Origin of the sequence: Neobacillus endophyticus (genome assembly GCF_013248975.1) — a bacterium.
Classification (GTDB): Bacteria; Bacillota; Bacilli; order Bacillales; family Cytobacillaceae; genus Neobacillus; species Neobacillus endophyticus.
Genome location: NZ_JABRWH010000001.1, coordinates 3,759,486 through 3,786,340, shown reverse-complemented (window position 1 = coordinate 3,786,340; position 26,855 = coordinate 3,759,486). Strand labels below are relative to the sequence as shown.

Below are 26,855 nucleotides of genomic sequence, written 5' to 3'. Positions count from 1 at the left end.
TAAGCAGCCGATTAAACCTTTTTATCAACAAGTATCCCAAGATATTCCTTCATGGCTGCATAGATATCGAGCAGCTTCTTTGATGGTATTTCCTGAACTACTTGATTGGTGTTCTCATCTACAATGGCAACATAGTATTCTTTCAATTCATCGTGATATTTGTAGACTAATTGTGTGTTTGAATCTTTTAAAAAGTCATTCATATTCTTGATAATTTTCTCTGTCTTTTCCTTAGATAACGATTGCTGCGGCTGGTCTTGTTGATTCGGTGAGTCGTCTTTAACTTTTGGAGCGCTATTTACTGGATTAACTTGATTTACTTGAGAATCATTAATAGGAGTATTAGAAATAGAGATTTTATCTAACATGTCCAGAACCTCCCCCTTTAGGATATATATACCTATACTATCGGATCAAATTTAAAATTGTTTAGTACTTTTTTACCTGATTTCTAATTTTTTCTGGAAAAATCAAAAACCAGCTCAAAAGTAGAACTGGTTTTTGATTGATTAGATTTTTTTATCCATAAAAACACTTGGTAATGGTAGTTCGTCATTTTTATATTGGTGTTTTGCTTTATTTATTTTTTTTTCAGTAAATGATTTTTTTCTTAATTTTTCATATAGAGGTGAAGCCAAACCGGAAATTTCCTCACGGATTCTCGATATTTCGATAAGAATTTGCGTTAGCTCTTCTGCCAAAGGGCCAGTTGATTCTCCGGAATGTATTTCAAGCGCATTATACGAACCAATATGTTTGTTGCATAGATCCGTGCTTTTTAAAAACTTTTCGGGGTCTTCTGCTTTAACAGCTTCCAATTGATGTAAAGTTTCTTGTTTCAAGTCCAGTAGAAGTCTTTTTTTCTCTTCATGAAATTTGGTCATAGCCCAATGTTCCTTACTAAGTTATTTTAAAAAAGCCGTTACATCGTAAATATTCTCATCATCCGGCGCTGGCAGCACCTAATTGTGATGTCAGCCAAGAACTTTGTGAAGTATATTTTTGCATCGCCTGTTCCATTGCTGAAAACTGTGTATAATATTGGTTTTCTTTTGTATTAAAGCTATCGTTTTCCGTAGAAATTTGACTTTGCAAGCTCGTCATCATTTTACCGAGGGTGCTTTGATCATAATAGGAATTCCCAGTACTTCCAGCTTTATCTGTTAGACTGGTGACAGCCGAAGAAATGTCATCGTTTAGTTTGTTCATTAAACCATTTTTTGATGAGTCAGTTGTATCTAAATTGGAAAACAGCTTTGTAACTGCATTAGGATCATTTTGCAAAGCCGTTCTTAGCTTATCTTGATCAATATACAATTTGCCTTTATCAAGGTAACTAGATGAAGAAATGCCAATTGAAGCTAATGAGTTATAGGTACTTCCATTATTAACAACTGACGTCATATCATTTCTCATACTATTTATAAGCGTATTCAATATACTATCATTATGCAATAAACCGCTTTTTGCTTTTGTTTCCCATTGTTGAACTTGAGTATCTGTCATGGAACTTTTCTGAGCATCAGTGAGCGGCTGATAATCTTTGTAAACAGGCTCACTATAGGCAGTGTTTAATTTATCCAAAATGTCGTTATACTTGCTGATAAAATCCGTAATATTTTTCACTTCTGTGTCAATATCTTGAGAAACATTTACCGTATTGGTTGTCAAATTGCCGCCGGAATCGACTGTAGGGGTTTTAAATGTCCAGTTAATCCCCATAATCGAAGCCGTATTTGATGACAGGGTGTTAATTTCACTTCCATTAAAGATGATGTCGGCATTTTGTCCATTTGCTGTTAATGAACTAGTTGGTGTGGCAGACCATATGGTACTTGAAGCTGTTCCGCTAACATTTAGTGGGCTTTGTGATCCAGTTGCAGAAGATGTAAAAGTTAAGTTTCCATTTGAATCTATAGACGCACTAACCTTCGTTGCAAGCGTGGAATTACCCGCAATTTCGTTGTTAATTTCATTTACTAAATCCTGAGGCGTATTGTAAGTACCCGCCTTTAAAGTTATATTGGAAGATGTTCCATTGCCAAGATCAATAGTCAGGCTGTCATTTGAACCACTTGTAATAGTTGTAGAACTATTAGTTGTTCCTGATAAAGTATTGTTCGAACCCAACCCTAAAGTATTGCTTAAAAAAGAAGGATCAGTTCCAGTTAAATTGATTTTAGTAGCAGCCCCGGTAGCATTTGTTTTCAAAACAAATTGCTGAAGATTGGAATCATAAATTGCCTGTACACCAAGACTTTGCCCTGTCGTACTATCCACAGCAGAATTAATGCTATTAACAACATCATTAATAGTTTTCGTTGGATCTATCGTAATTTTCGCAGACAATGGACTTGATGTTGTTCCATTCATAACTGAAATCGTTATAGTTGATGAATTTGTTACACTTAGTGACCCTTGGTTTGAAAGAGGTTGTGTTGTATTCAAAGCAACCTTATTACTAGTAAAGGTTGCTGACTTAGCTAATTGTTTAACTTGAATATTATACGTACCTGCGAAAGCACCTCCGCCCGCACTACCTGAAACCGAGTTTGGATCACTTGCACTCACATTAAATGTATTATAGGTAGATGACATTTTCATATTAAATAATGTGCTAGATTGGAAAGAAACTAAATCTGTGTTCCATTGGCGATATGCATCGCTCTGCCAGGTATCTTTTTGCAATTTTTGATTTAGCTGATCAAGTTTAGCCTGTTCACCAGCCATTAATTTTTTAACCAAAGAATCAGTATCCATACCAGAAGCAAGACCAGTAATCCTATTTAGTGAAGCTGGATTGATTGACATCGAAAAACCTCCATTCGATTACTAATAAAAATTATTTTAAATGGTGAAAAATATTAATTTTAGATATTTATATTATCGGATTTCTTATTCATAAGTTTAGATATATTCATAAATATTTATAGAGGAAAGGATAAACGAATCTAATTTTAAAAAATAATATAATAAAGTCGCTCTGTATAATAGTTTTTAAAAAACATTAATGAAATGAAATCAACTCAACTATTTAAAACACTTTCAGCAATAATGAAGTCTAATTTTGTATCAATATCAATTGATCTTTCATTTGGCATAATATAAGCAAAAGATTTTAATCCATAAAAAAATTCTCCGGATTCCAAAAACGTTTTTTTAATGATGTATATTGCTCCATTTAATCTATAATATAAAGGTAATTCCTGCCGCCTTTTTAAATTTTCCATATTTAAGAAACCATTCATGGAAAGTGATTCATCAATAGTATTGCACAAAAGAGGGGAATGTTCTGCCTCACATATACTTGTAACATAAGAAGCATTTTTTGTATTAAAAAGTTCAATTGCCGCTCTAATATCATCACAATTTCTCAGTGGTGAAGTGGGTTGTAGCAAAGTAATAATATCAAATTCTTTGCCAATTTTAGAAAGTCTGGATAAAACTTCTCGAACAACATCCCATGAAGATGAACAATCCTCTGATGTACTTTTTGAACGTAAAAACGGTACCTCTGCACCATACTTACGGGAAATTTCAGCATATTTCTCGCTATCTGTAGAAACCATTACCATATCAAAACAACCACTATTAATGGCAGCTTCAATGGTATATGCGATTAGAGGCTTACCTTTTAGTTCAAGAATATTTTTATCTTTAAGCCCTTTCGAGCCAGAACGTGCAGGAATTATGGCAATATTTCTTTTTCCATTCAAAATTCATCCCTCAAAACTTATATCATAAAATTTCTTTTTAAAATTTTGGTTTTTGCATTGCAAAAATTGAAGAATTATTCTTAAAATGTGTTCTGAGGTATCACCATTTCCAAAGGGTGAATTCAGATTTGATAAACTCAAGCGAAAGTTTGGTGATAGTGCATGTTTTATTGCTAGGATTATATCCGCCTTTTTAGGAGGACAGTTTATAATATTTGTTGCTTGAATACGTCCTTTTTGTCTATCTCCAATATTTATGCAAGGTATTTTAAAAGTAGGTGTTTCAATAATACCACTTGATGAATTACCCATTACGAATGCACTGTATTTCATGGCGCTTAAATATCTGATTTGACCCAAAGACGTAAATGCTATACTATTTTCCCGATTTTTTTCAACATAATTGTCTATAAGCTTATTAATGACTCTTCCATCAGCATCTGCATTGGCTTTTGTAAAAATAAACTTAATATCTTTAAAGGAATCAATGGCATTTAATAACTGTTCAGTTTGCTCAAATGCTGTATTATTTTCTTTAGTAACTGGGTGAAAAGTGACTAGAGCATATGGCTTATCAAGCAAGAAATTAATACTTTGTTCCAGTTCGTACTTATTTAAAAGTGGTGTTTTTAAAATATTTTCAACACCCAGTGCGCCAACATTAAAAACCCTACTAGGGTCTTCTCCGAGTTGAATTACCCTTTTACGGTACACATCCGAGCTAGTGAAATGCAGATAACTCATTTTGGATATTGAATGTCTAATTACTTCATCGATTGCACCCTCGGTAATTTCACCGCCATGTAAATGTGCAATCGGAATATTAAAATTAACAGCAGCACTACAAACAGCTAAAATTTCATACCTATCCCCCAATACAATGAGAAGATCTGGTTTTTTGCGATTAAAATACTCCCCAAAGCTTATTAATGCAAGTCCCATTGATTTAGAAACTGATACAGGTGTATCACTACCCATAATAATTTCAATTTTTTCATCAATAGGAATACCATCACTCTCAATCTCTGAAATTGTATATCCAAATTCATGAGAAAGATGTGTACCTGTTACTACAATGTTCACTTCTATTTTCTTCATTTTACTTAAACTAACCATTAATGGTTTTAAAAGGCCATATTCTGCTCTTGTAGAGGTAACTATACAAATCTTTTTCACAATTCAATCAACTCATCTTTTTCAAAATCTTTGATTGCTTTCATCCCTATTACGTCATACCATTTCATTGGAGAAATACCCGTTCCAGGTCTTTTAACTGTCAAGTTTTCTTCAGTAAAAAATTCTCCCTTATGTATTTTAGATTTTGCAACAATACTTTTTCTAACTACAACTTTGTTCAAAACTTCTGATTCTGTTACTTTCTTCTCATTAGTCCCTAAAGCAATCTCAATATTTCTTATTGCATCAATCATTGTTTTAAGTTCATTAAATTCTAAACTAGCTTTATGATCAGGCCCTTCCATATTTCTATCCAAAGTAACATGTTTTTCAATTATTGTCGCTCCTAACGCAACTGCTGCTATTGGTACTTCGATTCCTAAAGTATGGTCAGAATAGCCAATATTTATATTAAAACGCTTCTCTAAATTAACCATTGCTCTTAAATTGACATCTTTAAATGGAGTTGGATATTGTGAATTACAATGCAATAGACTTATTTCTGATGTACCATACTTTCTAAGTATTTCAATTGCTTCATGTATTTCTTCAAGATTACTCATGCCACTTGACATAATAACCGGTTTTCGTGTTTTTGCAATTTTTACAAGGTAAGGCAGGTTTGTAATTTCTCCTGATGGAACTTTAAAGAATGGGATATTTAAACTTTCTAAGAAATCAATGCTTTCTAAATCAAATGGCGTAGATAAAAAGGATATTCCAAGTTTTTCACAATACTCTTTTAATATGTAGTGGTCATCTTCTGTGAGTTCCAAATTTTTTAGCATTTCAAATTGGGTTTCTTCTTTTGTTGTGTACTTGTTCTGATAATCCGCCTTTTTGGCAGATGTAGTTACAATATTTTCTGTTTTAAATGTTTGAAATTTGACAATGTCAGCCCCAGCTTTCTTAGCTTCACATATCATGCGTTTTGCTAAATTTACATCTCCATTATGATTAACCCCAGCCTCTGCAATAATAATAGTTCTATTCATCCTTTAGCTCCTTACATGGATTTCCAAAAGCTTTTTTACCATTCCCAATATTATTAACAACTACACTGCCAGCTCCAATTAATGTGTTTTCACCAATATTAATACCCTGTATAATTGTAGAATTCGTGCCAATATGTGACTTATTCCCTATGATCACTCCCCCAGAGAGTGTAGTTCCAGGGGCAATATGCACGAATTCGCCAATTCTACAATCATGCTCTATAATACATCCAGTGTTTAAAATACTTCCGTTTCCAATAAACGTTCTTGCATTTATAATCGCACCCTTACCTACAAATATCCCATTACCAAAAGTTGAAGAGTTCGAAATAATTGCTGTATTGCTAATAATATTTGGAATATTAAATCCAATGTCATAGATCAACTTATAAAGTTTTATTCGTAACATTGGATTTATAACACTGCCAACTGTGATAAATGCTGATGAATATCCTTGATTATATAGTTCTTTCAAGTCATCATCACTGCCTATATAGGTTAAAGAACAGAACTTCATACCAATTTTTTCCTTTGTATCAATTATACCAATTTCATCAAACGAGTTATTTTCTTGTAAAACATCAATCACAGAACTACAGTGCCCTCCACCGCCAATTAACAAAAGTTTCTCATGTATACTTTTCATTTTTGTACTTTTAACTGTTCTAAATACTTAGACATTTCCTCCATTTTTTCGTGTTGCCCCATATCGTACCAGCATTTTTCAGTTACAGGAAACATTCCAATGCTTTCACCATTTTCAATACATTTTTGAATAACATCTGTAATATGAATAAAAGTGTCATCTGGAATATAATTTAGAAAATCTGGTTCAATTATATAAAATCCAGTATTTGTTAATAATGATAAATTCGGCTTCTCTATTAATGAGATTATTTGTCCAACATTATTAATTTCAACTGTTCCATAAGGAATCTCTATATTCTTTATTGCGCAGACAATTGTTATAATGTGTTTGTTTTTCTTATGATGTTCATAAATTTTACTATAATCATACTCGAGTAAAATATCACAATTTGTCATAAAAAAGGTTTCCTCAATAGTACCTTTCAGGAGTTTAAGCCCTCCACCAGTACCCATTGCATTATTTTCATCAATATACTTAACGTTGTAAGAAAGGTCCTCATCTGAGAAATAAGATTTTATCATGTTTCTTTTATGATTAACTATCATAAAAAAGTCGGTACAACCAGCACTTTCAAATCTGTCCATAATATGCTCGGTAATGGTTTTATCACCAACTGGAATCAAAGGTTTTGGTAATACCTTAGTATATGGGTAAAGCCGAGTACCTTTCCCACCCGCCATGATAATAACAGGAACAGAATCGACAAATTTATTCTGCATAATAATTTTTTCGTCATTCCAAAATACAATACTAATAATATTTTTATGTTTATCAATGACAGGTACACAGCTTAAAGAGTATTTCTTCATCACTTCAAAAGCAGATTCCTGATTGTTAACATCTACATATTTATAATTATAATTAGTAATTTCTTTAACCTCTGAGTTTAAATTCCCATTTGACAAAATAAATCTTCTTATGTCACCATCAGTTACTACTCCAAGAAGTTTACTCTCGTTACAAACTAATGCTACTCTTTTACCCGTAGCATCAAGTGTTTTCATTGTATTCAATATAGTTGTTGACTCAGAAACAATCAGATTTTTTATTTCCATTTAGTCTCTACCTTTTTGTCCTTTTTTCAGTATTGTTACCACTCTTAGTACATCTGAAGTGGATAAATTACTACTACAAGGAATATTGAGGATATTATCCGAATATAATAAAGCTTTTTCTATCTTAAATGTTTGGCATATCTGATATGGTTTTTGAAGGTGAATTAATCCCCAAATTGGTCGGGTTTGGATATTATTTTTACTTAAAAGCTCAATCAATTCTTGTTTATTATGCCCATACTCTTCTGCTTTAATATAAAGCGAATAGAACCAATAGTTAGGTCTTATGTCAGTGTTAAAATTCAAAAGGGTAAGACCCATAATGTCTGCAATTTGGTCTTTGTATAAATGGAAGTTGCGCTTTTTAATTTCAATAAAAGTCTCTAATTGTTCAAGTTGCGCCAACCCAACTGCTGCTTGTAGATTGGTCATTCTGTAATTATACCCTATGTCATTATGTATAAAATTAACTGCATCATCTTTTGCTTGAGTAGAAAGATATTTAGCCTTATCAAGCAAGTTAATATCATTTGAAACAAGCATTCCCCCACCGCCAGTTGTGATAATTTTATTCCCATTAAAAGAATAAATGCCCATATCACCAATTGTTCCAGCATATTTCCCATTATATTTGCCTTCTGTATAGTATGTTCCCAAAGCTTCAGTGGCATCTTCAATAACTTTCAAATTATATTTTTGCGCAATATCTATTGCTACTTCTAAATTAGCCATATTTCCAAATACATGGACAATTAAAATTGCTTTCACTTTTCGTCCTGTTATTTTATTAACAAGATTGCCATTTACAAATTCGCAAGAAGTTTCACAAAACATCTTTACTTTTTCCATGTCCATACACAATGAGTCATCACAATCCATAAACACTGGATTAGCCCCCATATAAGTAACTGGATTAACAGCTGCTATAAATGTTAAAGTGGGGACAATAACCTCATCATTTTCACCAACACCAAGTACTCTTAGTGCCAAGTGAAGCCCTGCTGTACCACTTTGACATGCTACTGCACTTTTTACACCTAAATAATCAGCAATTGATTTTTCAAATTTGTTAATAAATTCCCCGCCTGTAGATACCCACTCACTTTCAATAGCTTCCGAAACATATTTAAGTTCATTACCCTTTAGGTTTGGAACTGAAAGCGGTATAAACATATTCATTTACGCACACTCCAAATTTAAATATTATAAATGTCTGTTTTATATTTATCTAGATTATTCTTAAAGAACTCTATTGTCTCTTGTAAACCAAGTTCAAATGTATATTTTGGTTCCCAATTCGTAAGCTGTTTAATCTTTTTATTTGACCCTAATAGTCTGTTTACTTCACTGTTCTCAGGTCTTAACCGCTCTTCATCACAAATTATAGTTGCTTTTGGGTTAATCTGGTTTATTAACTCTTGGGCAAGTTGCCCTATTGAAATTTCTTTTTGAGTTGCAATGTTAATTTCTTCACCAATTGTTTTTTCAGACTTAGAAATTTCAATGAAACCATTAGCTGTATCCTTCACATAATTAAAATCACGTGTTGGCGTTAATGAACCCAATTTAATTTCATTTACACCTGACAAAAGTTGCGAAATAATCGTTGGGATTACAGCTCTCGCTGACTGACGAGGTCCATAGGTATTAAAAGGTCTAACAATTGTTATAGGCATATTAAAACTTCTGTAGAAACTTTCAGCTATCCTGTCTGAACCAATTTTAGTTGCAGAATAAGGAGATTGCCCTTGAAAAGGGTGTTTTTCATCTATTGGAACATATTGGGCAGTTCCATATACCTCGGATGTTGAAGTAACCAATACCCTTTTTGTATTTAAATCTCGAGCTGCCTGTAATACATTAAGAGTACCTTTTATATTGGTATCCACATAGGAATCAGGAGAGTGATAACTAAAAGGAATAGCAATAAGAGCTGCTAAGTGGAAAACTTCGTCAACTCCCTTGATTGCCTCTCTTACACCGTTAGGATCTCTTATATCTCCTGAAAAAATTTCAATTTGACTAAGCTTGTTTTTCGAAAGCGTATCGAGCCATCCCCAGTTATTAAAGGAATTGTAATAAACAAATGCTTTTACATCATATCCTTCTACTAAGAGACGTTCTGTTAAATGACTTCCAATAAATCCATCTGCGCCAGTTACGAGAACTTTTTTCATATTTATATTTCTCCTTTTCATGTTATTTTCATTATGTATTTCGAGAATTAGTATTTATAACCTAAAAAACATTTTGATTATTTATTAATGAACATTCGTTATATTAAATAACAAAGAAAATAAACTAAATGAATTTCATTTTACTATTCTTTATATAAAATCGTTTTAAAGTATGAAAAAAGGAGTACCTCTCCTGAATCTTGTATAATTAAGTGATCAATCAAGAACAGTGTAGAGGTTGACTCCAATTTTAATTAATAAAGAGAGATCTGACCACCACTTAATGGTTCTTTATTGTCAGAACGTTTATAAAATAAAACTTAAAAATTTTATCCGTATAAGTTCTAGTACGGGTTGGACTTATCAAGACTAAAAAACGTTTTAATCACTATTTAGGAAATTCCTACAGAAAAAATTCAAAAGTTTATTTTGTTTTAGCTACTCTTATTTACGATTCAATGTTATGTTTACTATTATATTATTAACCACATATACCCCCTTTAAAATTGGCCAATCTGAATGTACTTCAATTGAGGAATTTCATGCTTACAAGCACCAGTTTTATAAATTTCGCCTACACCCCATTGCTGCTTTTTACAATATTTTTCCTATTTATTCAATCTTCATTTTATGTGCTAAAAAGTCTTCCATTTGTTCTTTTATTTTCTTTAAAACAAATTCTAAAGCATTTATTAAATTATTTTGAATTTCTAAATTCCTTTTAACCGTTTCATATGATAAAACCTCATCAATCGCCAACATCTCTCGAATTTGCACACTTAATTCAGGCAATAAAATGTGGTAAAGTAATTTATGGTTTGATATTAATGGAATAATATCATTTGATTTCTTCATAATTTCCAATGATTCCATCAGTTTTCGACTAGATGAATTGACAGAAAGCTTTTCATCTATTTTTGTTAAGTCCCTTTTCAACTTTTCGATTTTCGAGACATAGTTTATAAATAAATTTATTTCCTCTTCAAACCTTTTTTTGACTTCTTCCAAATCTATAGGTAATAGCGGACACTCTTCTATTACTTCCTGAACATTTAATTTTTGATTGCAATATTGATTGATTGCATCCTCAAGTCTCATTTGAATCGTGTGATTAATTTTCGATCCGCCTTCCGTTGCATTTATTACATTTAGGTTACCTCTCGAAATTTCAAGTTCAAACCAGTTTCTAAATGCATTCCAAATTCCAGATGTTTTAACAGGTTTTCCATAATAACCTTCAACTTCATAGATATCTTTATGGGTAACTCCAACAAATTCACCACTATCATAAATCGTACCAGAGGAATGCGATCTATCGTTTTCTTCTCCATAAGCTAAATCCTGTCCGGTTAAAATAATCGGGCTTAACCCCAGTTGGTTGGCAAAACCAAATGCTAAATGGGCACATGAAGAACCCATTGGAAGAAAATACTCATTTCCTAAATCAAATAATCCAGCAAACCACATGTATTCGAATACTTTCGATCTTAGTGGCAAAATATAGTTGCCAGGATAGTTCTCAAGAATTTCTGGATAAACAAGGGGCGGAGCCACAAGTGTAGTCTGTTTAGGTATAATTTTGTCCTTGTAAAAGTATGTGTAGACGACTTCATTTCTTTCTACAGTACATACAAAATCAGGTATTATCCCACTATCCACAAGCTTTTGTAGGATGGTGTCAACTGCAATAATAACTGCTTTTCCTTGAGCATCCTTTAAATAACGAAGATTTTTATCCAATGAAGGTCCCGCAGAAACGATTATTGCTGGTACCCCTTTAAAAACATCCTTTATTTTGGATATATCTTTTGAATGTTGTAAAAATTTTATATTAGTTAGATTCTGTGTAAAACCTTGCAATGAATCTTCAATCGAATTTCCTAATGAAAAAAGGAATATTTTAACAGACGTTGTAATCTCTTTTACCAACTTGCTGCTAACATCTGAAGCAAAATTCCGATAAAAAAACGTGGCATAAAAGCGTACATTTTTGATTAAATTTAACATGGCAGTATTTCGAAATGAATCTTCCAGGATTTCAGGCAGTGCTTCAATTGGTTGCACGATTAACATAACGTTTGGATTTTCTAAAAAATCTAGCCTTTTTGTTTGCAATGCATGATAAAAGAAGGAAACTTCCGGTTCAATAATAACAAAAAATGCTCTGTTATTTGCTTTTTGAATGATTGCTTTAATCTCTTCAACACTATTTATACCTAGGATAAAAAATAATTCCCTTCTCAGTACATTTGGAGAGTTGTCTCGATCTTCTTCATCTTTCAAAATATAAACTTTTTGGTCCTTTCTGATAAAAAACTCTTCTTCACCATCTTTTGCCACGAACTGATATTTTAGATCTTCTATATTTATTTCTGAAATGATATGGTTGTTATTTTTCTCGAGTGAAGAAATATTCAAATCAAAATGTGATGTCATTTATTAATCCCCTCATTTTAAATGATTCAAAGTAACAAAATTTCATTATTTAGCATACTTCATTGATCAAATCTTTATAACTCATATGGACATATGGATTTCGTATACATCTGTACAAACTTCTTTAATTTGGTTCTATTTCCTTTGAAAGTTTTAAAAATATAATTTAACATGCTTTATTTAATTCACCATTACTAATGAGTATAGGTAATTTTGTTATCGGAATAAAACCAAAAATGTTTAGTTTCATTTAATAATAGGGCTTAAATAGAAAAAGAGACCCCTGATAACAAGGGTCTCTTTATATAATTTATAATTATCCACGAAGTAATTGAAGAACCTGTTGCGGCTGTTGGTTTGCTTGAGCAAGCATTGCTTGAGCAGCCTGAGCAAGTACGCTGGATTTAGATTGGTTCATCATTTCTTTCGCCATATCTACGTCAGCTACACGAGATTGCGCATCTGAGATGTTTTGGCTAGAAGTATTCAAGTTATTGATTGTGTTATCAAGACGGTTTTCAAAAGCACCAAGTTTTGCACGCTCTGCGGATACTTTTTGGATTGCAGTATCAAGTACTTTAATTGCAGTGTTTGCTTGGCTTTGAGTGCTAACGGATAATCCAGATACACCTAGAGCTGACGCACGCATATCATTGATATCAACACTTAAAGTTTGACCGCCATTTGCACCAATTAATAGTGTAGCAGAACCATCTGTTCTCTTATCTGCAGAACCAGTTGTTTCAGTGAATGAAGACAAATTATTAGAAGCGGCAGCACGAGTATTTCCACTAGAATCTTGAACAGAAATAGTTAACCCTTCGATTGCTCCAGCAGAACCAGCAGTGTTTGCAGTTTCTGTCATTGTTCCAGTAGAAGTAACTGCTAGTGTTCCAGCAGTATTCAAATTAGAACCAGCTGCAGCTAAACCAGCTAATGTAGTTGTAGAAGTAACAGTTATAGAATCAGACTTAGCTGTTCCATTTACAGTAAAATTCACAGTGATTTTATCGCCAACTGAGATACCTAAGCTGTTACCATTAGAGTCTCCTAATGAAGTTAATAATGTGCTTGAACTTGCTGCAGTTGATGCTACTGCATCTTTAAATGCAACACTTGTGTTTACATTTGCAACTGCTTGACTAACAGATTTACCCATTGAACCATCTAGAAGGTTTTTAGTGTTAAATTGAGTTGTAGTTCCAATACGGTCAACCTCTTTTTCTAATTGACCCATTTCAGATTGAATGTTTGTACGGTCTTGGTCAGTGTTTGTATCGTTTGAAGATTGAACAGCTAGTTCACGCATACGTTGAAGGATATCAGTTGTTTGTGATAATGCACCTTCAGCAGTTTGAATCATAGATTGACCATCTTGAGCGTTACGAGAAGCTTGGTCTAAACCACGGATTTGGCCTTTCATTTTTTCAGAGATTGCAAGACCTGCAGCATCGTCAGAAGCGCTGTTGATACGAAGACCTGAAGATAATTTCGCCATTGATTTAGCTTGTTGACCACTGTTAATGTTTAATTGACGAAGAGCATTTGATGCCATAGAGTTATAGTTGATAATCATCTTAAATTTCCTCCCTAAGATAAGTTTTATTTAGTATTTATTAAAAAGCCAAGGGCTCTTTAAGCGGTGTGTCATTCTGGTTGTTTGATTGCTTGATCAAGCGAAGCTTGGCTGGCAATAATCAAAGAATTTAAAGTTTGACTCCATCAGAGATTCGGTCTCGGTTGTTTTTTTTTGATAGATTTCTTCACGAAACACGGTTATTTCTTTCGGAGCATCGATCGCAAAGCGGATTAAACCTGATTCGGTTAGAAGAATACTGACTTTGATCGAATTGCCAATCTGTACGGTTTCTCCAACTATTCGAGCCCGTTTCTTTAACTTTCCCATATTTCCTGGACTTTGTTTGATTCTAGTAATTCGATACTTCTTTGGTGCATCAATGGCCAACCGTAATTTTGACTCTATGCTTAGGACGCTGACTTTAATTTCATCAGCTATGATTACGGATTGTCCAATTTCTCTGCCAATAATCAGCATTTTTCCTCCCCCAAAGGTTTATTTTGCATTGCGATAGTTTTTTTGCCATCAAACTTGTGATCGGCTATCAAATAACCTTTTGTTACTTTCTTACTTCCAAGGTATCCTTGGTATTATTTATTATCGGTAGAGTTTTTATTTTGTTTAGCTTTTTTAAAAACTTTTTTAATTTTTCTACCTTTTTAAATTTTCAACCAAGTGTTCCTTGTATTTCTATTATCGGTGGTTCAAGAAAATGGTTTAGTCTTTCTCAAGATTTTTTTTCTTCTTTTTATCTTGAGTTTTTTCAACCGTTTTCTTATTTATAATTATCGGTCCATACCTATTTTGGTTTAGTTATTTTTATAAAAAAATCAAATTTTTTAAACGTAAACCACTCAAAACATCAAAATATATACTAAGTATCTATAATTTTATAGTTCAAACAGTATAAATAAGCGTCATTATCGTTGTTTAGAACATGAATAATAATGGTATAGATAGGCATCAAAAACGTTTAATTAAGTATTTTGATTAAATTTTTTGTGAATCACAAAGAAATAGCAAACTACATCGATATTTTCTAAAATTTATTTCATTCTTTTCATTCTTCTAAAAAGACATTATTATTTATTGAGGTTCTTAGCATATTTCAGTGTTTTTGAAAAAGAGTATAATATTTTATATAAAAAGAAAAAATGAGACGAACTTTCGTCTCATTTTTTCTTTTAGTTTTTAATAATGTTATCAGCGATTCCCTGCATTTCGTCTGCATAGGAAACGGCTCTAGCGTTCATTTGAAAGCCTCTTTGGGAGGTCATCGTATCAGTCATTTCCTGAGTTAAATCCACATTAGAACCTTCTAGGAATCCTGATTGGATTTGAGTTTCCCCTGGAGCCATAGTACGTACATAACTGGCCACGTTGGATCCGGCAGGCAGCACATTCGAGTCGATCGAATATTCATTGCCTCCTGCATTTTGCAGAATTTGAGGATTTTTAATGTCCACAATGCCGATTCTCTGCGGTAATATGGACACAGCACCGTTGCCGGTTTTACTTTTTACTTGAATTTGTCCATTTGTTGTAATTTGAACATCATATTTACCATTTAACTTTATTGGAGTGCCGTTTTGATCTAACAGTTTACTACCGTTTGAATTTACAAGATTGTAGCTGCCAGCCTGGTTTGGATCTGGACTTAAATGAAAGTCTCCATCACGTGTATAATGAGTTGATGTAACTCCGTTAGCTGATGAACTTACCTGAAAAAAGCCATTTCCGTTAATCATTAAGTCAAATGGTTTGTCCGTTTCCATTGCCTGCCCTTGCTCCATGTCAAGCTGTGTAAGACCAGCACGGACACCATATCCTTCTCTGATACCGTTTGGAGTAAGCCTGCCCACTTCCTGATCACTGCGGGTTTGATTGTTAATTTGACTTGCCAGAATTTCTGAGAAGCTTTGATCTCTGCGTTTAAAACCTGTTGTATTCACATTTGCTATATTATTGGCGCTTGTATCTAATTTCTGCTGGAATGCCTGCAATGCACCGGAAGATATATATAGTGATGTATTCAAAGCCCATTTCTCCTATTCATCGTGAATTATTAATCCATTTTTCCTACGGTATCTAATTGCTGCAATGATTGGTCATAGGCACTGATCACTTTTTGGTTAGCTTCATAGCCTCTGACAGTCATCATCATATCTGACATCGTTTGACCGGCATCAACATTTGACTGCTCAATGAAACCCTGTTGGATAGATACACCAGGGTTTGACTGGCCGGCATCTTGAATGAATGGAACCGGACTGCTTGATGAAAAAACATTTCCACCCATTCTTTGTAATTGAAGCGGATTTTGAACCACTGCTATTCCGATCTGACCCGCAATTTTCGTTTGAGTTGGATTATTTGTGTTCACAAGCAGCTGACCATCTGAATTAATATGAAAATTATCTTTGCTTATGCTGTCAGTAATTTTGATTGGCTGATGATCAGCCCCTAAAACGCGATACCCATCAGCAGTGACAAGATTGCCATTAGAATCCAGGTCAAACTTTCCGTCCCTTGTATATCCTACCGACCCATTTGGCATTTGAACAGCAAAAAATGCTGCCGGTTTCACTTGACGGCCATTTACGTTTTGTGATGGAATATCCTGATCGTTGATCGCAAGGTCAAGCGGCTGGTCTGTCTCTACTAACGTACCTTCCGAAAAATTTGGAACTCGTTCCTGTGCATAAACACCATTCGTTAATTCACCGATCGGAACAGGTTGTCCAGGTATTTGCGGTGCACCACTATAATCTTGAATCCGTGAGATTAAAAGTTTAGGGAAGGCACGTAATTGTGTGTCATCCTGCTTATATCCCGGTGTTTCGATATTTGCAATATTATTGGCAAGTGTTTCTTGCTTTCGCTCTAAAGAAAACATTCCCGATGCTGCAGTATACAAACCTCTTATCATGTGAAATCTCCCTTTCCTATCGGCGGGCTTGAGATGACAACTGAAGAATGAAAGCAATTTCTCCTGTGCCCTTATCAAGTTTCGCTGCTATTTGTTCAACAGATAGACCTTGTTTATGAAGATCAAAAATTTCCTTGTAGCGATCATTTAATAATAAATTTTCCTCATTTTTATCTTTTGTTTTTGCAGAGGATTGTACGGTATCCAAAAACTTCTTTTGTTCTAAACGCAATTGTTCAAATTCCTTTGATAAGGATTGACGAATTTGTTCCATTTCCATTTTTAAATCTATGAGATCACGGGACAGCTTTTTTTGGTTTTCAAGTACTTGTTGACTGGCACCCTGCTCATATGGCGACTGCTTAGGCGAAGAATTCTTTTTCAGCAAACAAATGATAGCGATCAAATTAAGAGATACTAATAAAACAATGTTTATAATGGTCAGCAATGATTCTTCCCCTTTCCTATCGATAGGGACGATACCGAGGTATTTCTTTATTGGATTAATTTATCAACCAAATAAACGCGGGTGAAATATGTTTTACCTAATGCCTTATTAAGGTCGTTTTTCACATTATTTTCAATTAAGGTAAATCCATTCGGCCCAACTGCATCTTCTTTTTTCATTTGATTGATCGTTTGAATAATGGTATCTTCCAAACGAAATGGAAGTTTTTTGATTTCATCGGCATTTTTTTGCGAGTTGGTAATTAGTTTGAATTGTGCTTTAATATAACCGCCATCTGAAAAATTAGTGGTAACAGGATCAACATCTATAGAATTATTTATAAGATCATCAATCGATGGCTGTTCTGCTTTGGCTTTTGCTTCAGCTTTGGAAGGGTGCATGAACTGATTCCAGGCAAAATATCCACCCACACCCACTACTGTGATTGCCACTAGTATTAGTATAGATTTAACGTATAGTTTCATTCGTTTCTAACCCCTTTTTAGATATTTGCAAAGATTACGTATAGAGGTTGATTAATAATCCTTTAATTTCACCTATTCGATCCAAAATCGATAATCCTTCTGTTTGCTGGTTTATGACATGATTGGTTAAATCCATTAGTTTACGATCCAATACTTGAACTGTTTTTAATGTTTTACTTCCCCCGTATGGATCCCAGCTATCTGTTTGGTGCAGGCCAATCCCGTTTTTAGTGACTTCGCCCATAAATTGTTTGATCATATCTTTATATTTGCGAAGTTGTTGAAAGGTTGGACTTTTACTTAATGCCTCACCTTGTTTATCGATATCCTGAAGCATCTGCTGAAGACGATCCTGTGTAAGGTCTTTAGAATAGGAGCTGATAATTTTTTGAAAGGATGCAGGGTTATCTGTTGTCTTTTCGGTTGTGGACCTTCTCGTGTCACCAAGATTAACCCTCTGCGAATCTAGTATTTTCAAATGAAATCACCACCTCGTTTTAATCAAACTCAAGTCCTTTTCTATCAAAAAAAATCAAAATGATGTAGTAATTATACCTTATCGTTTGATAAATTTCATTAAAGTTACGTAAAAATATGATGAAGTAACGGAGGGAATATTCACCAAGGCTTCTTTTCATTTCATAAAAAACGCCACCGTTCGATTAAAACAGTGGCGTTTTTTGTTATCACAACTATTTTTTTAGCCTTTGATTTGCTCGTTTCCGTTAGAACTCCATCTATAATTCTTTTGTTAGATCATTCTATATAACTCTAAATTTATAATCTTATAATTCATCTAAATTCGTAGTATCTTCCAGTAGCTTTTCAATATCAAGCAAAATAATTAATCGTTCTGACACTTTTGATATTCCTTTTATATATGAAATATTATTTGCTTGCATTAATTGCGGATGCTGAATGGATTCTGATGAGAGATCCATAACATCGGTGGTAGCATCTACCAGAAGACCAATCTCTTTTCCGTTTACTTGAACAATGATGATTCTCGATGAATCCATTGTTTCAAACGTCTGTCCTTTTAAAGCCGACCGTAAATCAATCACTGGCGTTACGATCTCCCTAACTGTGACTACTCCTAAAACATGTGCTTTACGATTAGGATATGGAGTTATTGGCAGTAATCTCTCTATGGAGACCACCTGATGGATATTTACTCCATATTCTTCTTGACCAATATTGAAAATAAGTGCTTTCAAATCATTTACTTGGCCTATCATATAATTCCCTCTTTATCTCTATTTATAAAAGTTAATTTGATGAAGTTTTCATTAATTCTTCCAATTTTAATAGAGAAATTAATCGGCCATCGTACTTGGCGATTTCTGAAAAATATTCACTATCAAAAACGTTCGAAGAAGCTGGTTCTATTATATCAGGTGAAATGTCAATCACATCATTTGTTTCGTCCACAATCCAGCCTAATTCCATTTCCTCAAATCGGGTAATGATTACGCGGGTTGAATCAGTATATTGTGCCTCACCAAGGTTTAATTTGCTTGGTAAATCGATAATCGGTGTAACATTTCCACGCAAATTGATTACACCTTTGACAAATTCCGGAGCATTTGGAACCCTTGTAATATGCTGGATTCGTTCGATTGATTGAACTTGGTTAAGATCAAGCCCGTATTCTTCTTCCCCAATTTTAAAAGCGACTATTTTTAACATTTCCATTAGGAAGATCCGTCCTTTCTATTGAATAAACTGATTCGAATCAATAATTAAAGCCACTTCACCGTTTCCTAAGATGGTAGCACCCGAAATAGCAAATAAGTTATTTAAATACCCGCCAAGAGACTTTAATACAACCTCTTGCTGCCCGATAACAGAATCAACCACAAGTCCTGCCGTTTTGTCACCTTTTCTAATTATCACGATAAATAACTCTTCGGATGCTCCAATCCCTTGGCTAGAAGGTACATTGAAAACTTCTTTTAAATAGACTAAAGGTACAACCTGACCACGGAATTGAATCACTCTTTGACCATGAATGGTAGAAACTTGATTCTGTGGAATCCTTGTGATTTCAACAATGGAGCTAAAAGGAATCGCATAGGTTTCTTCTACCACCTTCACCAACATGGAATAAATAATCGATAATGTTAATGGCAGTTGGATTCGGAAAATGGAGCCTTGTCCAGGTGTCGAATTGATTGTAATGGCCCCGCCAAGCGATTCAATTTTCGTTTTAACTACATCCAGACCAACGCCTCGGCCGGAGATATCAGAAATTGTATCAGCTGTACTAAACCCGGAGGAGAAAATCAACGCATACACATCTTGATCTGCCATATTTTTGGCTTCTTCTGACGATACTACTCCACGTTCAATCGCTTTATTTAAAACTTTATCGCGATTGATTCCCTTACCATCATCTACCACTTCAATAAAGACATGGTTACCGCTATGGTAAGCTTTCAATTGGATTCTGCCTTCTTCTGGCTTATTAGCAGCAATCCTTTCTTCCGTTGATTCAAGTCCATGGTCTAAAGCATTTCTAAGCAGATGGACGAGCGGATCGCCAATTTCATCGATGACCGTTCGATCTAACTCTGTCTCTTCACCTTCAACAACTAGTTGGATCTTTTTATTCAAGTCTTTTGCCAAATCACGGACCATTCTCGGGAAACGGTTGAATACCTGTTCAACAGGAACCATTCGCATATTTAAAATGAGCCCTTGTAAGTCCGTTGATATTCTGGTCATGTGTTCTACGGTCTCTCTTAGATCCGTAATTTGCTGCCCGCGAGCAATTTGCTCTAGTCTTCCTCTATCAATAATCAATTCACTAAAGAGGTTCATTAAATGATCCAATTTATCAATATCCACACGAATCGATTTGGAACGTTGTTTTTTCTTAGCTGTATTTGTATCGGAATTTTGAGGTTCTTTTGCTGGTTCTTTAGGTTGTTCTTTTGTTTGTTCTTTTGTTTGTTCCACTTGTTGGGAAACCGAAGCAGATCTTCCAGTACCCTCAAGCTCTTCTGATGTTCTCTCAACTACCTGAACATCTACTATTTCCGAAATATTTAAAAATGTTTTTTGAATTTCTTCAAGGCTGTTCGCGCTGAGCAGCAATAGCATAAAAGAGTGATCAAAATTTTCTTCTTCTATTTGTTCAACAGATGGACGAGTTTGGATAATTTCGCCAAGTTCTTCAGCTGCTTGGAAAACCATATAAGATCTTACAGATTTCATCACACATTTTTCATCAAGCGTAATTGAAATTTGAAATACTTTATTGCCTTCTTTTCTAGCCTCATCAATAACAGATAATTGATAATTATCAATCACCATTTCTTCAACTGCTGCAGCAGCAACTTCTTGAACAGCTTGTGCTGCTTGAATTGGGACAGCTTTTGATGGATCTTGAATGTTTGTTAACTGAGCGACAACATTCCTTACATCTGCTTTTCCATCTCCGCCCTGTTCAATACTATCCACCATTTTTTCAATTAAATCCACACATTGGAATATAACATCCAGTATTTCTGAAGTTAATGATAATTTGGAATTTCTTAACATATCCAAAACATTTTCCATTTGGTGGGTTAATGACGCCAAATCTTCAAACCCCATGGATCCTGCCATTCCTTTTAATGTATGTGCGGATCGAAATATTTCATTTATAATGGAAAGATTTTCGGGATCTGTCTCCAAATTTAATAGTTCATCGTTAATGGTTTGCAAATGTTCTTTTGATTCTTCGATAAACAATTCTAAATAATTATTGAAATCCAATGCAAATTCCTCCCGCTATAAGGATCAGTATAATCAAACAAAATTGTAGTTAAAAATCAGACTTATACCAATAATACCATGATTTTAAACTATATTTTTAAAAATTTTTGAAACGTTTTACAGTTATTGTCGGAAATTCTCAAAAAATGTTTAATGATTTTCTAGTATTTTTTAAAAAAACATCAAACTCGATAAAAAAATGGATGTTCATTTCATTTCCATCAAACAACTGGTTGTCATCTTTTTGATTATCTCATACAATAAACAATAGAAAATAGTAGTTTTCTAAGTTCCATTACAAGGAGGAATATACATGAAAGAGCCTTCTACGGTCATAGGGTTAGTTATGGCCCTTGTGGCTGTTGGTGTAGGAATGATCTTAAAAGGAGCGAGTTTGACTTCTCTTATAAATCCTGCTGCATACACGATTATCCTGGGAGGGACAGCAGCTACTTTATTTGTCAGTTTTCCAATGGCCGAGATTAAAAAATTCCCCAAATTGATGAAAATCATTTTCGGTGGAAGTTCAAATCTTATAACAAAAATTGAACTCATCGAAAAGTTCGCGAATTGGGCCAACCTGGTAAGAAAAGAAGGGTTGTTAGGTCTTGAGAATGAATTGGAGAACGTTGATGACAAATTTCTAAAAGATGGATTAGAACTCATCATCGATACGACTGATTCAGAATTTACTCAGGATGTATTATTAGAAAAAATAAACGCGATGCAAGAACGTCACCGAAAAGGCGCACTCATCTTTTCACAAGCTGGTATGTATGCACCGACGCTTGGAGTACTTGGAGCCGTAGTTGGTCTAATTGCTGCTTTAGGAAATTTATCTGATATTGAAAAACTCGGCCACTCCATTGCCGCTGCCTTTATTTCCACGTTGCTTGGAATTTTTACCGGGTACGTATTATGGCACCCAATGAGTAATAAGTTGAAATTAATTTCAAAAAAAGAAGTTGAAGTTCGTCAAATCATGGTAGAAGGCTTGCTTGCCCTTCAGGATGGAATGAACAGCAGACAATTGGAACATAAATTATCTGTTTACCTAACACCAGAAGAATTAGCAGCAAAAAATAATCAAGCTGACAAGCAAATGGAGGGTTCACGTGTCCAGGAAGAAGCGTCATAATCATCATGAAGAAGAAGAACATATTGATGAAACATGGCTGATCCCATATGCTGACTTGCTTACGCTTCTGCTTGCCCTATTTATAGTATTATTCTCCATGCGTTCCGAAGATAAGTCTAAAATGGATGCAATGATACAATCTCTTTATACGGCTTTTAATACGATATCTGTTTTTGATACGAACAGCGGGGGACAGTCACCTAGTAATACAGGTTTAACAACAAAGCAAAATACGCCAGGTTCAATTGCAAGTCAAAATTCCAGTGCAAATGCGAAGCAAATCCTAAATCAAAATAAGAATCAAACTGAAAGCACTGATGAACAGAAATTGCAAGAATTTATGAAACAAATGCAGCAATATATAGACCAGAATCACTTAAATGCCGAAATTCACCTGACAGATTTACAAGAAGGGATCCAGATTACTCTAAAGGATTCGATTATTTTCGATTCAGGCAGCGACCAGCTAAAAGCGAATTTCACACCGATTCTTGATAATATAGCTAAAATGTTACAGACAGTTGATAATTCAATTATCATTGAAGGACATACCGATAACCAGCCGATCCACAGCACACAGTTTATTTCCAACTGGGAACTATCCGGTGCCAGAGCCTTATCTGTCGTTCACTATTTGCAATCGAAAAGCATTAACCCTCAGCGGATGCGTTACACTGGATATGGTGAATATAAACCAATATATCCAAATGATACACCAGCACACCGCGAAGCAAACCGAAGAGTAAATATCATCGTTCTTCGTAAATAGGAAAACCTCCTGCAGGAAATTGCAGGAGGTTTTTTATTTTACTGTTGTATAATAATGCTGTTGATTTTTCCCTATGTTGATTGAAACGAAATGTTCGCAATGCTACTTTATTTTCAAAGTTGCGGCCTTGATTAAAGGAATTTATTTATGAAAATACAGTATAGTAAACCCTGTAATAGCTAAAGCAATCTAAATAAGCACCTTCACGTGCCTTGGATGAACTCTCATACAGGTATCACAAGTCATCTTTTAACGAAGTTTTAAATATACGTAGATTAAGGTCTTTTATTTTAAATAAACGAATTAAATACTTTATTGGATTAATTAGCCTCAAGTAAATTATCTCTAAAATGTCATTAATTTCATTATGATAGGAATAGGACTGTGATCTCATCGATTATAATACCTGTTATCCCTCGTGCATACGCTAATTTAAGGATGGGTGTAACCAATCCCCTTACAAGGATTGTGAAAGATCCTTTCCAGTCTCCAGCGAATAACAATGCGTCTTGAAAAGGAAAACAACAGTCTTAAATAACAAAGCACAAAAAAAAACGAGAGTGCCATAACACTTCTCGTTTTTGCTTCTTAAAGATAGTCGGATATATATCCGGCCTTTTTTTTGCTTTTATCCCCATTCACTTCAGGCCCTTTTTGGTCCATTTGCTTAGCCAACTTACTGATAGATTCAAAACAATTTTGACATTTTGTTCCTGACTTGATCATGGAACCACAGGTTTCGCAAGGATAAGCAAGATTAGGAAAATGGCCTGCTATAATACGTTCAGCCATGATGAATTCACGAATTTGTCCAACTGATACCTCTGTAGCTTCGCTTAAAGCATGAATCGTGACGCCTGGAAAATCCCTTAAATACTCGGAAACTTTAAGGAAATCATCTTCTTGTTTTTGAAAACATTGATCACAAATATTGCGAATACGAAGGTATAGCTTTCCACATCTTCGACAATTGCCTAATGTTGCAGTCAAAATATCTCCACCATTTCCTTTATTAATAAATATAGATTAACCTAAAACCTTTTTAATGGAATCCATTACGCGATCTGGCTGGAATGGCTTTACGATAAAGTCTTTAGCTCCAGCCTGAATTGCCTCCAACACCATTGGCTGCTGCCCCATTGCAGAGCACATGATCACTTTAGCCTGTGGGCTGAATGCTTTAATTTCTTTAACAGCCGTGATTCCATCCTTTTCAGGCATTGTAATATCCATTGTTACAACATCCGGCTGCAGTTCTTTATACTTTTCTACTGCATCTGCACCGTTAACAGCTTCGCCAACAACTTCAAGTCCATTCTTTGTTAAGATGTCCTTCAACATCATGCGCATAAATGCTGCATCATCCACAATTAATACTCTTGCCATAATTTCTTTCCTCCCAAAATTTGAAGTCACTGTTACATAGTCATTTTAGTTAAACGGTCGGATGGACTAATAATGTCTGTAATCCTTACTCCGAAGTTTTCTTCTATGACAACCACTTCACCTTTAGCGATGAGTTTGTGGTTTGCTAATATATCTACAGGTTCTCCGGCCAATTTATCCAATTGGATCACAGCACCAGGTCCCAGCTCAAGTATTTTACGAATTGGCATTTGTGTCCTCCCCAGCTCTACGGTAATCGTAAGTGGGATATCGTAAAGTAAATCAATGTTGCTGGTGGCTGAGCTGTTTATTTGCGGCTCAGAGAAATTAGTAAATTCAACCTTTTGAACATTCGCATTAACCTGTGGTTGCACAGTCGCATGCGGTTCTGGTCTTCTTTCAACCGGCGGAGGGCTGACTGGTTGGGCAGCTGCTGCCTGGTTTGTTATCACTTCCGATTTTTCGGTAACAGGACTTGCTGCTGGTGCAGCTTCACCCGGATAAAGAATTTTATTTACCATATCCTTCGCAAAGGATAGTGGAAGGAATTGTATCATATCGGAGTCAATAAGACTGCCAACTTTTAGATTAAATTTTACTTCAAGAATAATTTCTTCTTCTAATTCATCTAATTTTTTCGGCGGAAAACCTAGTACATCAATTGTTGGTGGTGAAATATCCACTTTTTGACTAAAGATGGTGGACATAGATGTGGCAGCTGATCCCATCATTTGGTTCATTGCTTCTTGAACTGCGCTAAGGTGAAGTTCAGAAAGCTCCTCATCAAGAACAGTACCATCACCGCCCATCATTAAATTCGCAATAATTTTGGCATCCGTTTCCTTAATCATTAAAAGGTTCTTACCACGGATTCCGACTGTATAATCCACGTGTACAGCAACATGATTTTCGGAAATAGTATCTTCCATTTTTTCACGTTCGACAACATCAATTGTTGGCGTTGTGATTTCCACACGTTGATTTAACAATGTAGAGAGGGCAGTTGTAGAACTCCCTAGTGAGATATTTCCAATCTCTCCTAAGGCATCTTGCTCCATGGGGCTCAAAAAGTCATTGATTGATAATTGTTTTTTTTCTTCTGTTTGATTGAATAATGCATTTATTTCATCTTGTGATAATAAGCCCTCATTCATTTTTTAAATCATCTCCTTCCACTTGGATTACTTGGTCGATTTGAATGGCGTAGCGGCCTTTTTTTGTTCCAGGATTGCCAAGGAATCTCGTTTGTTGTCCAACTTTTACTTGAATTTTCCCTGTTTCAATCCCAATTACATCCCCAATTTGCAGATTCATGATTTCAGAAACAGGTAATGTCGCCCTTCCTAGTTCGGCAAGAACAGGGACACGAACATTATCAAGATTTTGAATAATTTTATCCTGCTGTGGAACATTCTTCTTCGCCAAGGAAGATAGCCATTGATGTGTTGATAATTTTGGAAGCACCGGTTCGACAATTAAATGTGGTATACATAATGTCATCCTTCCAGTTGTTTCCCCAATGGTCGTATGAAAAACGATAATAATGACCGTATCATTTTGTGAAGCAATTTGAATAAATTGCGGATTCGTTTCGATTCCTTCAAGCTTCACTCTCATATTTTCGATATCTTTCCATACTTCCTGATACATTTCAAACGCACGTGTAAACACCTTTTGCAGTAATACCGTTTCAATTTCCGTTAAAGAACCATTTCGTTCAGACGCGTCTCCCTGACCTCCCAATAATCGCTCAAGCACAGCGTAGGCAACTTGAGGATTAATTTCCATGACCATTTTCCCATCCACTGGTTTTACGTCAAAAACATTCAAAATCGTTTTGGAGGGAATTGAAGCGACGAACTCACTATAGTTTACTTGGTCTACAAGGTCGATCTCAATTTGAACAAAGGTTCTTAGTTGCGTTGAAAGAAATGAAGTAAGCAACCTAGAAAAATTCTCATGAATTCTCGTGATACTGCGCAGGTGTTCCTTGGAATACCTCATCGCGCGTTTGAAATCATATACTTTGACTTTATCGTTTTGCTCTTTCACATCGGATGCTTGAATTTCTCCGTTATTTAAGGCTGATAAAAGAGCATCGATTTCTTGCTGCGATAATACATCCGCCAAAGAGCATCCCCCTAACTCTTCCCTG

The 26,855-nt window shown here is 34.8% G+C and carries 27 protein-coding genes; 2 read left to right on the top strand and 25 right to left on the bottom strand.

Annotated features, from left to right (window positions below):
* Window positions 1-11: 11 nt before the first annotated feature.
* From flaG to HPT25_RS18585, 21 genes are all read right to left on the bottom strand, one after another.
* A complete protein-coding gene (flaG, locus tag HPT25_RS18685; protein WP_173067587.1) occupies window positions 12-368 on the bottom strand; it encodes a flagellar protein FlaG in 357 nt (118 codons plus the stop codon).
* Window positions 369-509: 141 nt separating this feature from the next.
* Complete coding sequence (locus HPT25_RS18680) at window positions 510-884, bottom strand: hypothetical protein (protein ID WP_173067585.1); 375 nt, start codon at window positions 882-884, stop codon at window positions 510-512.
* Window positions 885-942: 58 nt separating this feature from the next.
* The gene (fliD, locus tag HPT25_RS18675) at window positions 943-2,811 is read right to left on the bottom strand and encodes a flagellar filament capping protein FliD (protein ID WP_173067582.1); all 1,869 of its coding nucleotides are present in this window, start codon (window positions 2,809-2,811) and stop codon (window positions 943-945) included.
* A gap of 215 nt (window positions 2,812-3,026) precedes the next feature.
* Window positions 3,027-3,716, bottom strand: a complete 690-nt coding sequence (locus HPT25_RS18670) for an acylneuraminate cytidylyltransferase family protein (protein ID WP_217269752.1) — start codon at window positions 3,714-3,716, stop codon at window positions 3,027-3,029.
* Between the two features lie 3 nt (window positions 3,717-3,719).
* Window positions 3,720-4,892 (bottom strand): UDP-N-acetylglucosamine 2-epimerase, encoded by a 1,173-nt coding sequence (gene neuC, locus HPT25_RS18665; protein WP_312857305.1) that lies wholly within the window; start codon window positions 4,890-4,892, stop codon window positions 3,720-3,722.
* The gene (gene neuB, locus HPT25_RS18660) at window positions 4,889-5,887 is read right to left on the bottom strand and encodes an N-acetylneuraminate synthase (RefSeq protein WP_173067579.1); all 999 of its coding nucleotides are present in this window, start codon (window positions 5,885-5,887) and stop codon (window positions 4,889-4,891) included. The genes neuC and neuB overlap by 4 nt, the downstream gene beginning before the upstream one ends.
* Complete coding sequence (locus HPT25_RS18655) at window positions 5,880-6,533, bottom strand: acetyltransferase (protein ID WP_217269751.1); 654 nt, start codon at window positions 6,531-6,533, stop codon at window positions 5,880-5,882. Before HPT25_RS18655 ends, neuB begins: the two co-directional genes overlap by 8 nt.
* Window positions 6,530-7,591 carry a sugar phosphate nucleotidyltransferase gene (locus tag HPT25_RS18650; RefSeq protein ID WP_173067576.1) on the bottom strand — a complete coding sequence of 354 codons (1,062 nt, stop codon included), beginning with the start codon at window positions 7,589-7,591 and terminating at the stop codon, window positions 6,530-6,532. Before HPT25_RS18650 ends, HPT25_RS18655 begins: the two co-directional genes overlap by 4 nt.
* A complete protein-coding gene (locus tag HPT25_RS18645) occupies window positions 7,592-8,770 on the bottom strand; it encodes a LegC family aminotransferase (protein ID WP_173067573.1) in 1,179 nt (392 codons plus the stop codon).
* Window positions 8,771-8,787: 17 nt separating this feature from the next.
* Window positions 8,788-9,768, bottom strand: a complete 981-nt coding sequence (locus tag HPT25_RS18640; protein WP_173067570.1) for an NAD-dependent 4,6-dehydratase LegB — start codon at window positions 9,766-9,768, stop codon at window positions 8,788-8,790.
* Window positions 9,769-10,380: 612 nt separating this feature from the next.
* Entirely contained in the window at window positions 10,381-12,204 is a 1,824-nt protein-coding gene (locus tag HPT25_RS18635; protein ID WP_173067566.1) for a motility associated factor glycosyltransferase family protein, read from the bottom strand.
* A gap of 316 nt (window positions 12,205-12,520) precedes the next feature.
* Window positions 12,521-13,780, bottom strand: a complete 1,260-nt coding sequence (locus HPT25_RS18630) for a flagellin N-terminal helical domain-containing protein (RefSeq protein ID WP_173067563.1) — start codon at window positions 13,778-13,780, stop codon at window positions 12,521-12,523.
* Between the two features lie 96 nt (window positions 13,781-13,876).
* Window positions 13,877-14,260 (bottom strand): carbon storage regulator, encoded by a 384-nt coding sequence (locus tag HPT25_RS18625; protein WP_173067561.1) that lies wholly within the window; start codon window positions 14,258-14,260, stop codon window positions 13,877-13,879.
* A gap of 707 nt (window positions 14,261-14,967) precedes the next feature.
* Window positions 14,968-15,819 (bottom strand): flagellar hook-basal body protein, encoded by an 852-nt coding sequence (locus HPT25_RS18620; RefSeq protein WP_173067558.1) that lies wholly within the window; start codon window positions 15,817-15,819, stop codon window positions 14,968-14,970.
* A 29-nt stretch (window positions 15,820-15,848) separates the two neighbouring features.
* Window positions 15,849-16,712 carry a flagellar hook-basal body protein gene (locus HPT25_RS18615; protein ID WP_173067555.1) on the bottom strand — a complete coding sequence of 288 codons (864 nt, stop codon included), beginning with the start codon at window positions 16,710-16,712 and terminating at the stop codon, window positions 15,849-15,851.
* Between the two features lie 16 nt (window positions 16,713-16,728).
* Window positions 16,729-17,160 (bottom strand): DUF6115 domain-containing protein, encoded by a 432-nt coding sequence (locus HPT25_RS18610; protein ID WP_173067552.1) that lies wholly within the window; start codon window positions 17,158-17,160, stop codon window positions 16,729-16,731.
* 47 nt (window positions 17,161-17,207) lie between these two features.
* Window positions 17,208-17,645 (bottom strand): flagellar basal body-associated FliL family protein, encoded by a 438-nt coding sequence (locus HPT25_RS18605; protein WP_173067549.1) that lies wholly within the window; start codon window positions 17,643-17,645, stop codon window positions 17,208-17,210.
* Between the two features lie 34 nt (window positions 17,646-17,679).
* The gene (locus HPT25_RS18600; protein WP_173067546.1) at window positions 17,680-18,123 is read right to left on the bottom strand and encodes a YaaR family protein; all 444 of its coding nucleotides are present in this window, start codon (window positions 18,121-18,123) and stop codon (window positions 17,680-17,682) included.
* A gap of 307 nt (window positions 18,124-18,430) precedes the next feature.
* Entirely contained in the window at window positions 18,431-18,883 is a 453-nt protein-coding gene (locus HPT25_RS18595) for a chemotaxis protein CheW (protein ID WP_173067543.1), read from the bottom strand.
* A 31-nt stretch (window positions 18,884-18,914) separates the two neighbouring features.
* Window positions 18,915-19,340, bottom strand: a complete 426-nt coding sequence (locus HPT25_RS18590) for a chemotaxis protein CheW (RefSeq protein ID WP_173067540.1) — start codon at window positions 19,338-19,340, stop codon at window positions 18,915-18,917.
* 18 nt (window positions 19,341-19,358) lie between these two features.
* On the bottom strand, window positions 19,359-21,407 hold the full coding sequence (locus HPT25_RS18585; RefSeq protein ID WP_173067537.1) for a chemotaxis protein CheA: 2,049 nt from the start codon (window positions 21,405-21,407) through the stop codon (window positions 19,359-19,361).
* Between the two features lie 313 nt (window positions 21,408-21,720).
* Between HPT25_RS18585 and motA the strand changes: the two genes are divergently transcribed.
* Both motA and HPT25_RS18575 read left to right on the top strand, forming a co-directional pair.
* Window positions 21,721-22,545, top strand: a complete 825-nt coding sequence (gene motA, locus HPT25_RS18580; protein ID WP_173067534.1) for a flagellar motor stator protein MotA — start codon at window positions 21,721-21,723, stop codon at window positions 22,543-22,545.
* Window positions 22,523-23,314 (top strand): flagellar motor protein MotB, encoded by a 792-nt coding sequence (locus HPT25_RS18575; protein ID WP_173067531.1) that lies wholly within the window; start codon window positions 22,523-22,525, stop codon window positions 23,312-23,314. The genes motA and HPT25_RS18575 overlap by 23 nt, the downstream gene beginning before the upstream one ends.
* Before the next feature lie 588 nt (window positions 23,315-23,902).
* On the opposite strand, the gene HPT25_RS18570 is transcribed toward HPT25_RS18575, so the two are convergent.
* From HPT25_RS18570 to fliM, 4 genes are read right to left on the bottom strand one after another with little or no spacing between them, the layout of a single operon-like run.
* Window positions 23,903-24,304, bottom strand: a complete 402-nt coding sequence (locus HPT25_RS18570) for a flagellar protein (RefSeq protein WP_173067529.1) — start codon at window positions 24,302-24,304, stop codon at window positions 23,903-23,905.
* A 36-nt stretch (window positions 24,305-24,340) separates the two neighbouring features.
* A complete protein-coding gene (locus HPT25_RS18565; protein ID WP_217269750.1) occupies window positions 24,341-24,700 on the bottom strand; it encodes a response regulator in 360 nt (119 codons plus the stop codon).
* A 32-nt stretch (window positions 24,701-24,732) separates the two neighbouring features.
* Window positions 24,733-25,854, bottom strand: coding sequence for a flagellar motor switch phosphatase FliY (fliY, locus tag HPT25_RS18560; protein ID WP_173067527.1), 1,122 nt, complete (start codon window positions 25,852-25,854; stop codon window positions 24,733-24,735).
* A complete protein-coding gene (gene fliM / locus HPT25_RS18555) occupies window positions 25,847-26,830 on the bottom strand; it encodes a flagellar motor switch protein FliM (protein ID WP_173067525.1) in 984 nt (327 codons plus the stop codon). Before fliM ends, fliY begins: the two co-directional genes overlap by 8 nt.
* Window positions 26,831-26,855: the final 25 nt, after the last annotated feature.

Excerpts from the sequence above, each read along its gene's own strand:
- flaG (WP_173067587.1), bottom strand. The coding sequence starts at position 368 with ATGTTAGATAAAATCTCTATTTCTAATACTCCTATTAATGATTCTCAA.
- HPT25_RS18680 (WP_173067585.1), bottom strand. The coding sequence starts at position 884 with ATGACCAAATTTCATGAAGAGAAAAAAAGACTTCTACTGGACTTGAAA.
- fliD (WP_173067582.1), bottom strand. The coding sequence starts at position 2,811 with ATGTCAATCAATCCAGCTTCACTAAATAGGATTACTGGTCTTGCTTCT.
- neuB (WP_173067579.1), bottom strand. The coding sequence starts at position 5,887 with ATGAATAGAACTATTATTATTGCAGAGGCTGGGGTTAATCATAATGGA.
- HPT25_RS18655 (WP_217269751.1), bottom strand. The coding sequence starts at position 6,533 with ATGAAAAGTATACATGAGAAACTTTTGTTAATTGGCGGTGGAGGGCAC.
- HPT25_RS18650 (WP_173067576.1), bottom strand. The coding sequence starts at position 7,591 with ATGGAAATAAAAAATCTGATTGTTTCTGAGTCAACAACTATATTGAAT.
- HPT25_RS18645 (WP_173067573.1), bottom strand. The coding sequence starts at position 8,770 with ATGAATATGTTTATACCGCTTTCAGTTCCAAACCTAAAGGGTAATGAA.
- HPT25_RS18640 (WP_173067570.1), bottom strand. The coding sequence starts at position 9,768 with ATGAAAAAAGTTCTCGTAACTGGCGCAGATGGATTTATTGGAAGTCAT.
- HPT25_RS18635 (WP_173067566.1), bottom strand. The coding sequence starts at position 12,204 with ATGACATCACATTTTGATTTGAATATTTCTTCACTCGAGAAAAATAAC.
- HPT25_RS18630 (WP_173067563.1), bottom strand. The coding sequence starts at position 13,780 with ATGATTATCAACTATAACTCTATGGCATCAAATGCTCTTCGTCAATTA.
- HPT25_RS18625 (WP_173067561.1), bottom strand. The coding sequence starts at position 14,260 with ATGCTGATTATTGGCAGAGAAATTGGACAATCCGTAATCATAGCTGAT.
- HPT25_RS18615 (WP_173067555.1), bottom strand. The coding sequence starts at position 16,712 with ATGATAAGAGGTTTGTATACTGCAGCATCGGGAATGTTTTCTTTAGAG.
- HPT25_RS18605 (WP_173067549.1), bottom strand. The coding sequence starts at position 17,645 with ATGAAACTATACGTTAAATCTATACTAATACTAGTGGCAATCACAGTA.
- HPT25_RS18595 (WP_173067543.1), bottom strand. The coding sequence starts at position 18,883 with ATGATAGGCCAAGTAAATGATTTGAAAGCACTTATTTTCAATATTGGT.
- HPT25_RS18590 (WP_173067540.1), bottom strand. The coding sequence starts at position 19,340 with ATGGAAATGTTAAAAATAGTCGCTTTTAAAATTGGGGAAGAAGAATAC.
- motA (WP_173067534.1), top strand. The coding sequence starts at position 21,721 with ATGAAAGAGCCTTCTACGGTCATAGGGTTAGTTATGGCCCTTGTGGCT.
- HPT25_RS18565 (WP_217269750.1), bottom strand. The coding sequence starts at position 24,700 with ATGGCAAGAGTATTAATTGTGGATGATGCAGCATTTATGCGCATGATG.
- fliY (WP_173067527.1), bottom strand. The coding sequence starts at position 25,854 with ATGAATGAGGGCTTATTATCACAAGATGAAATAAATGCATTATTCAAT.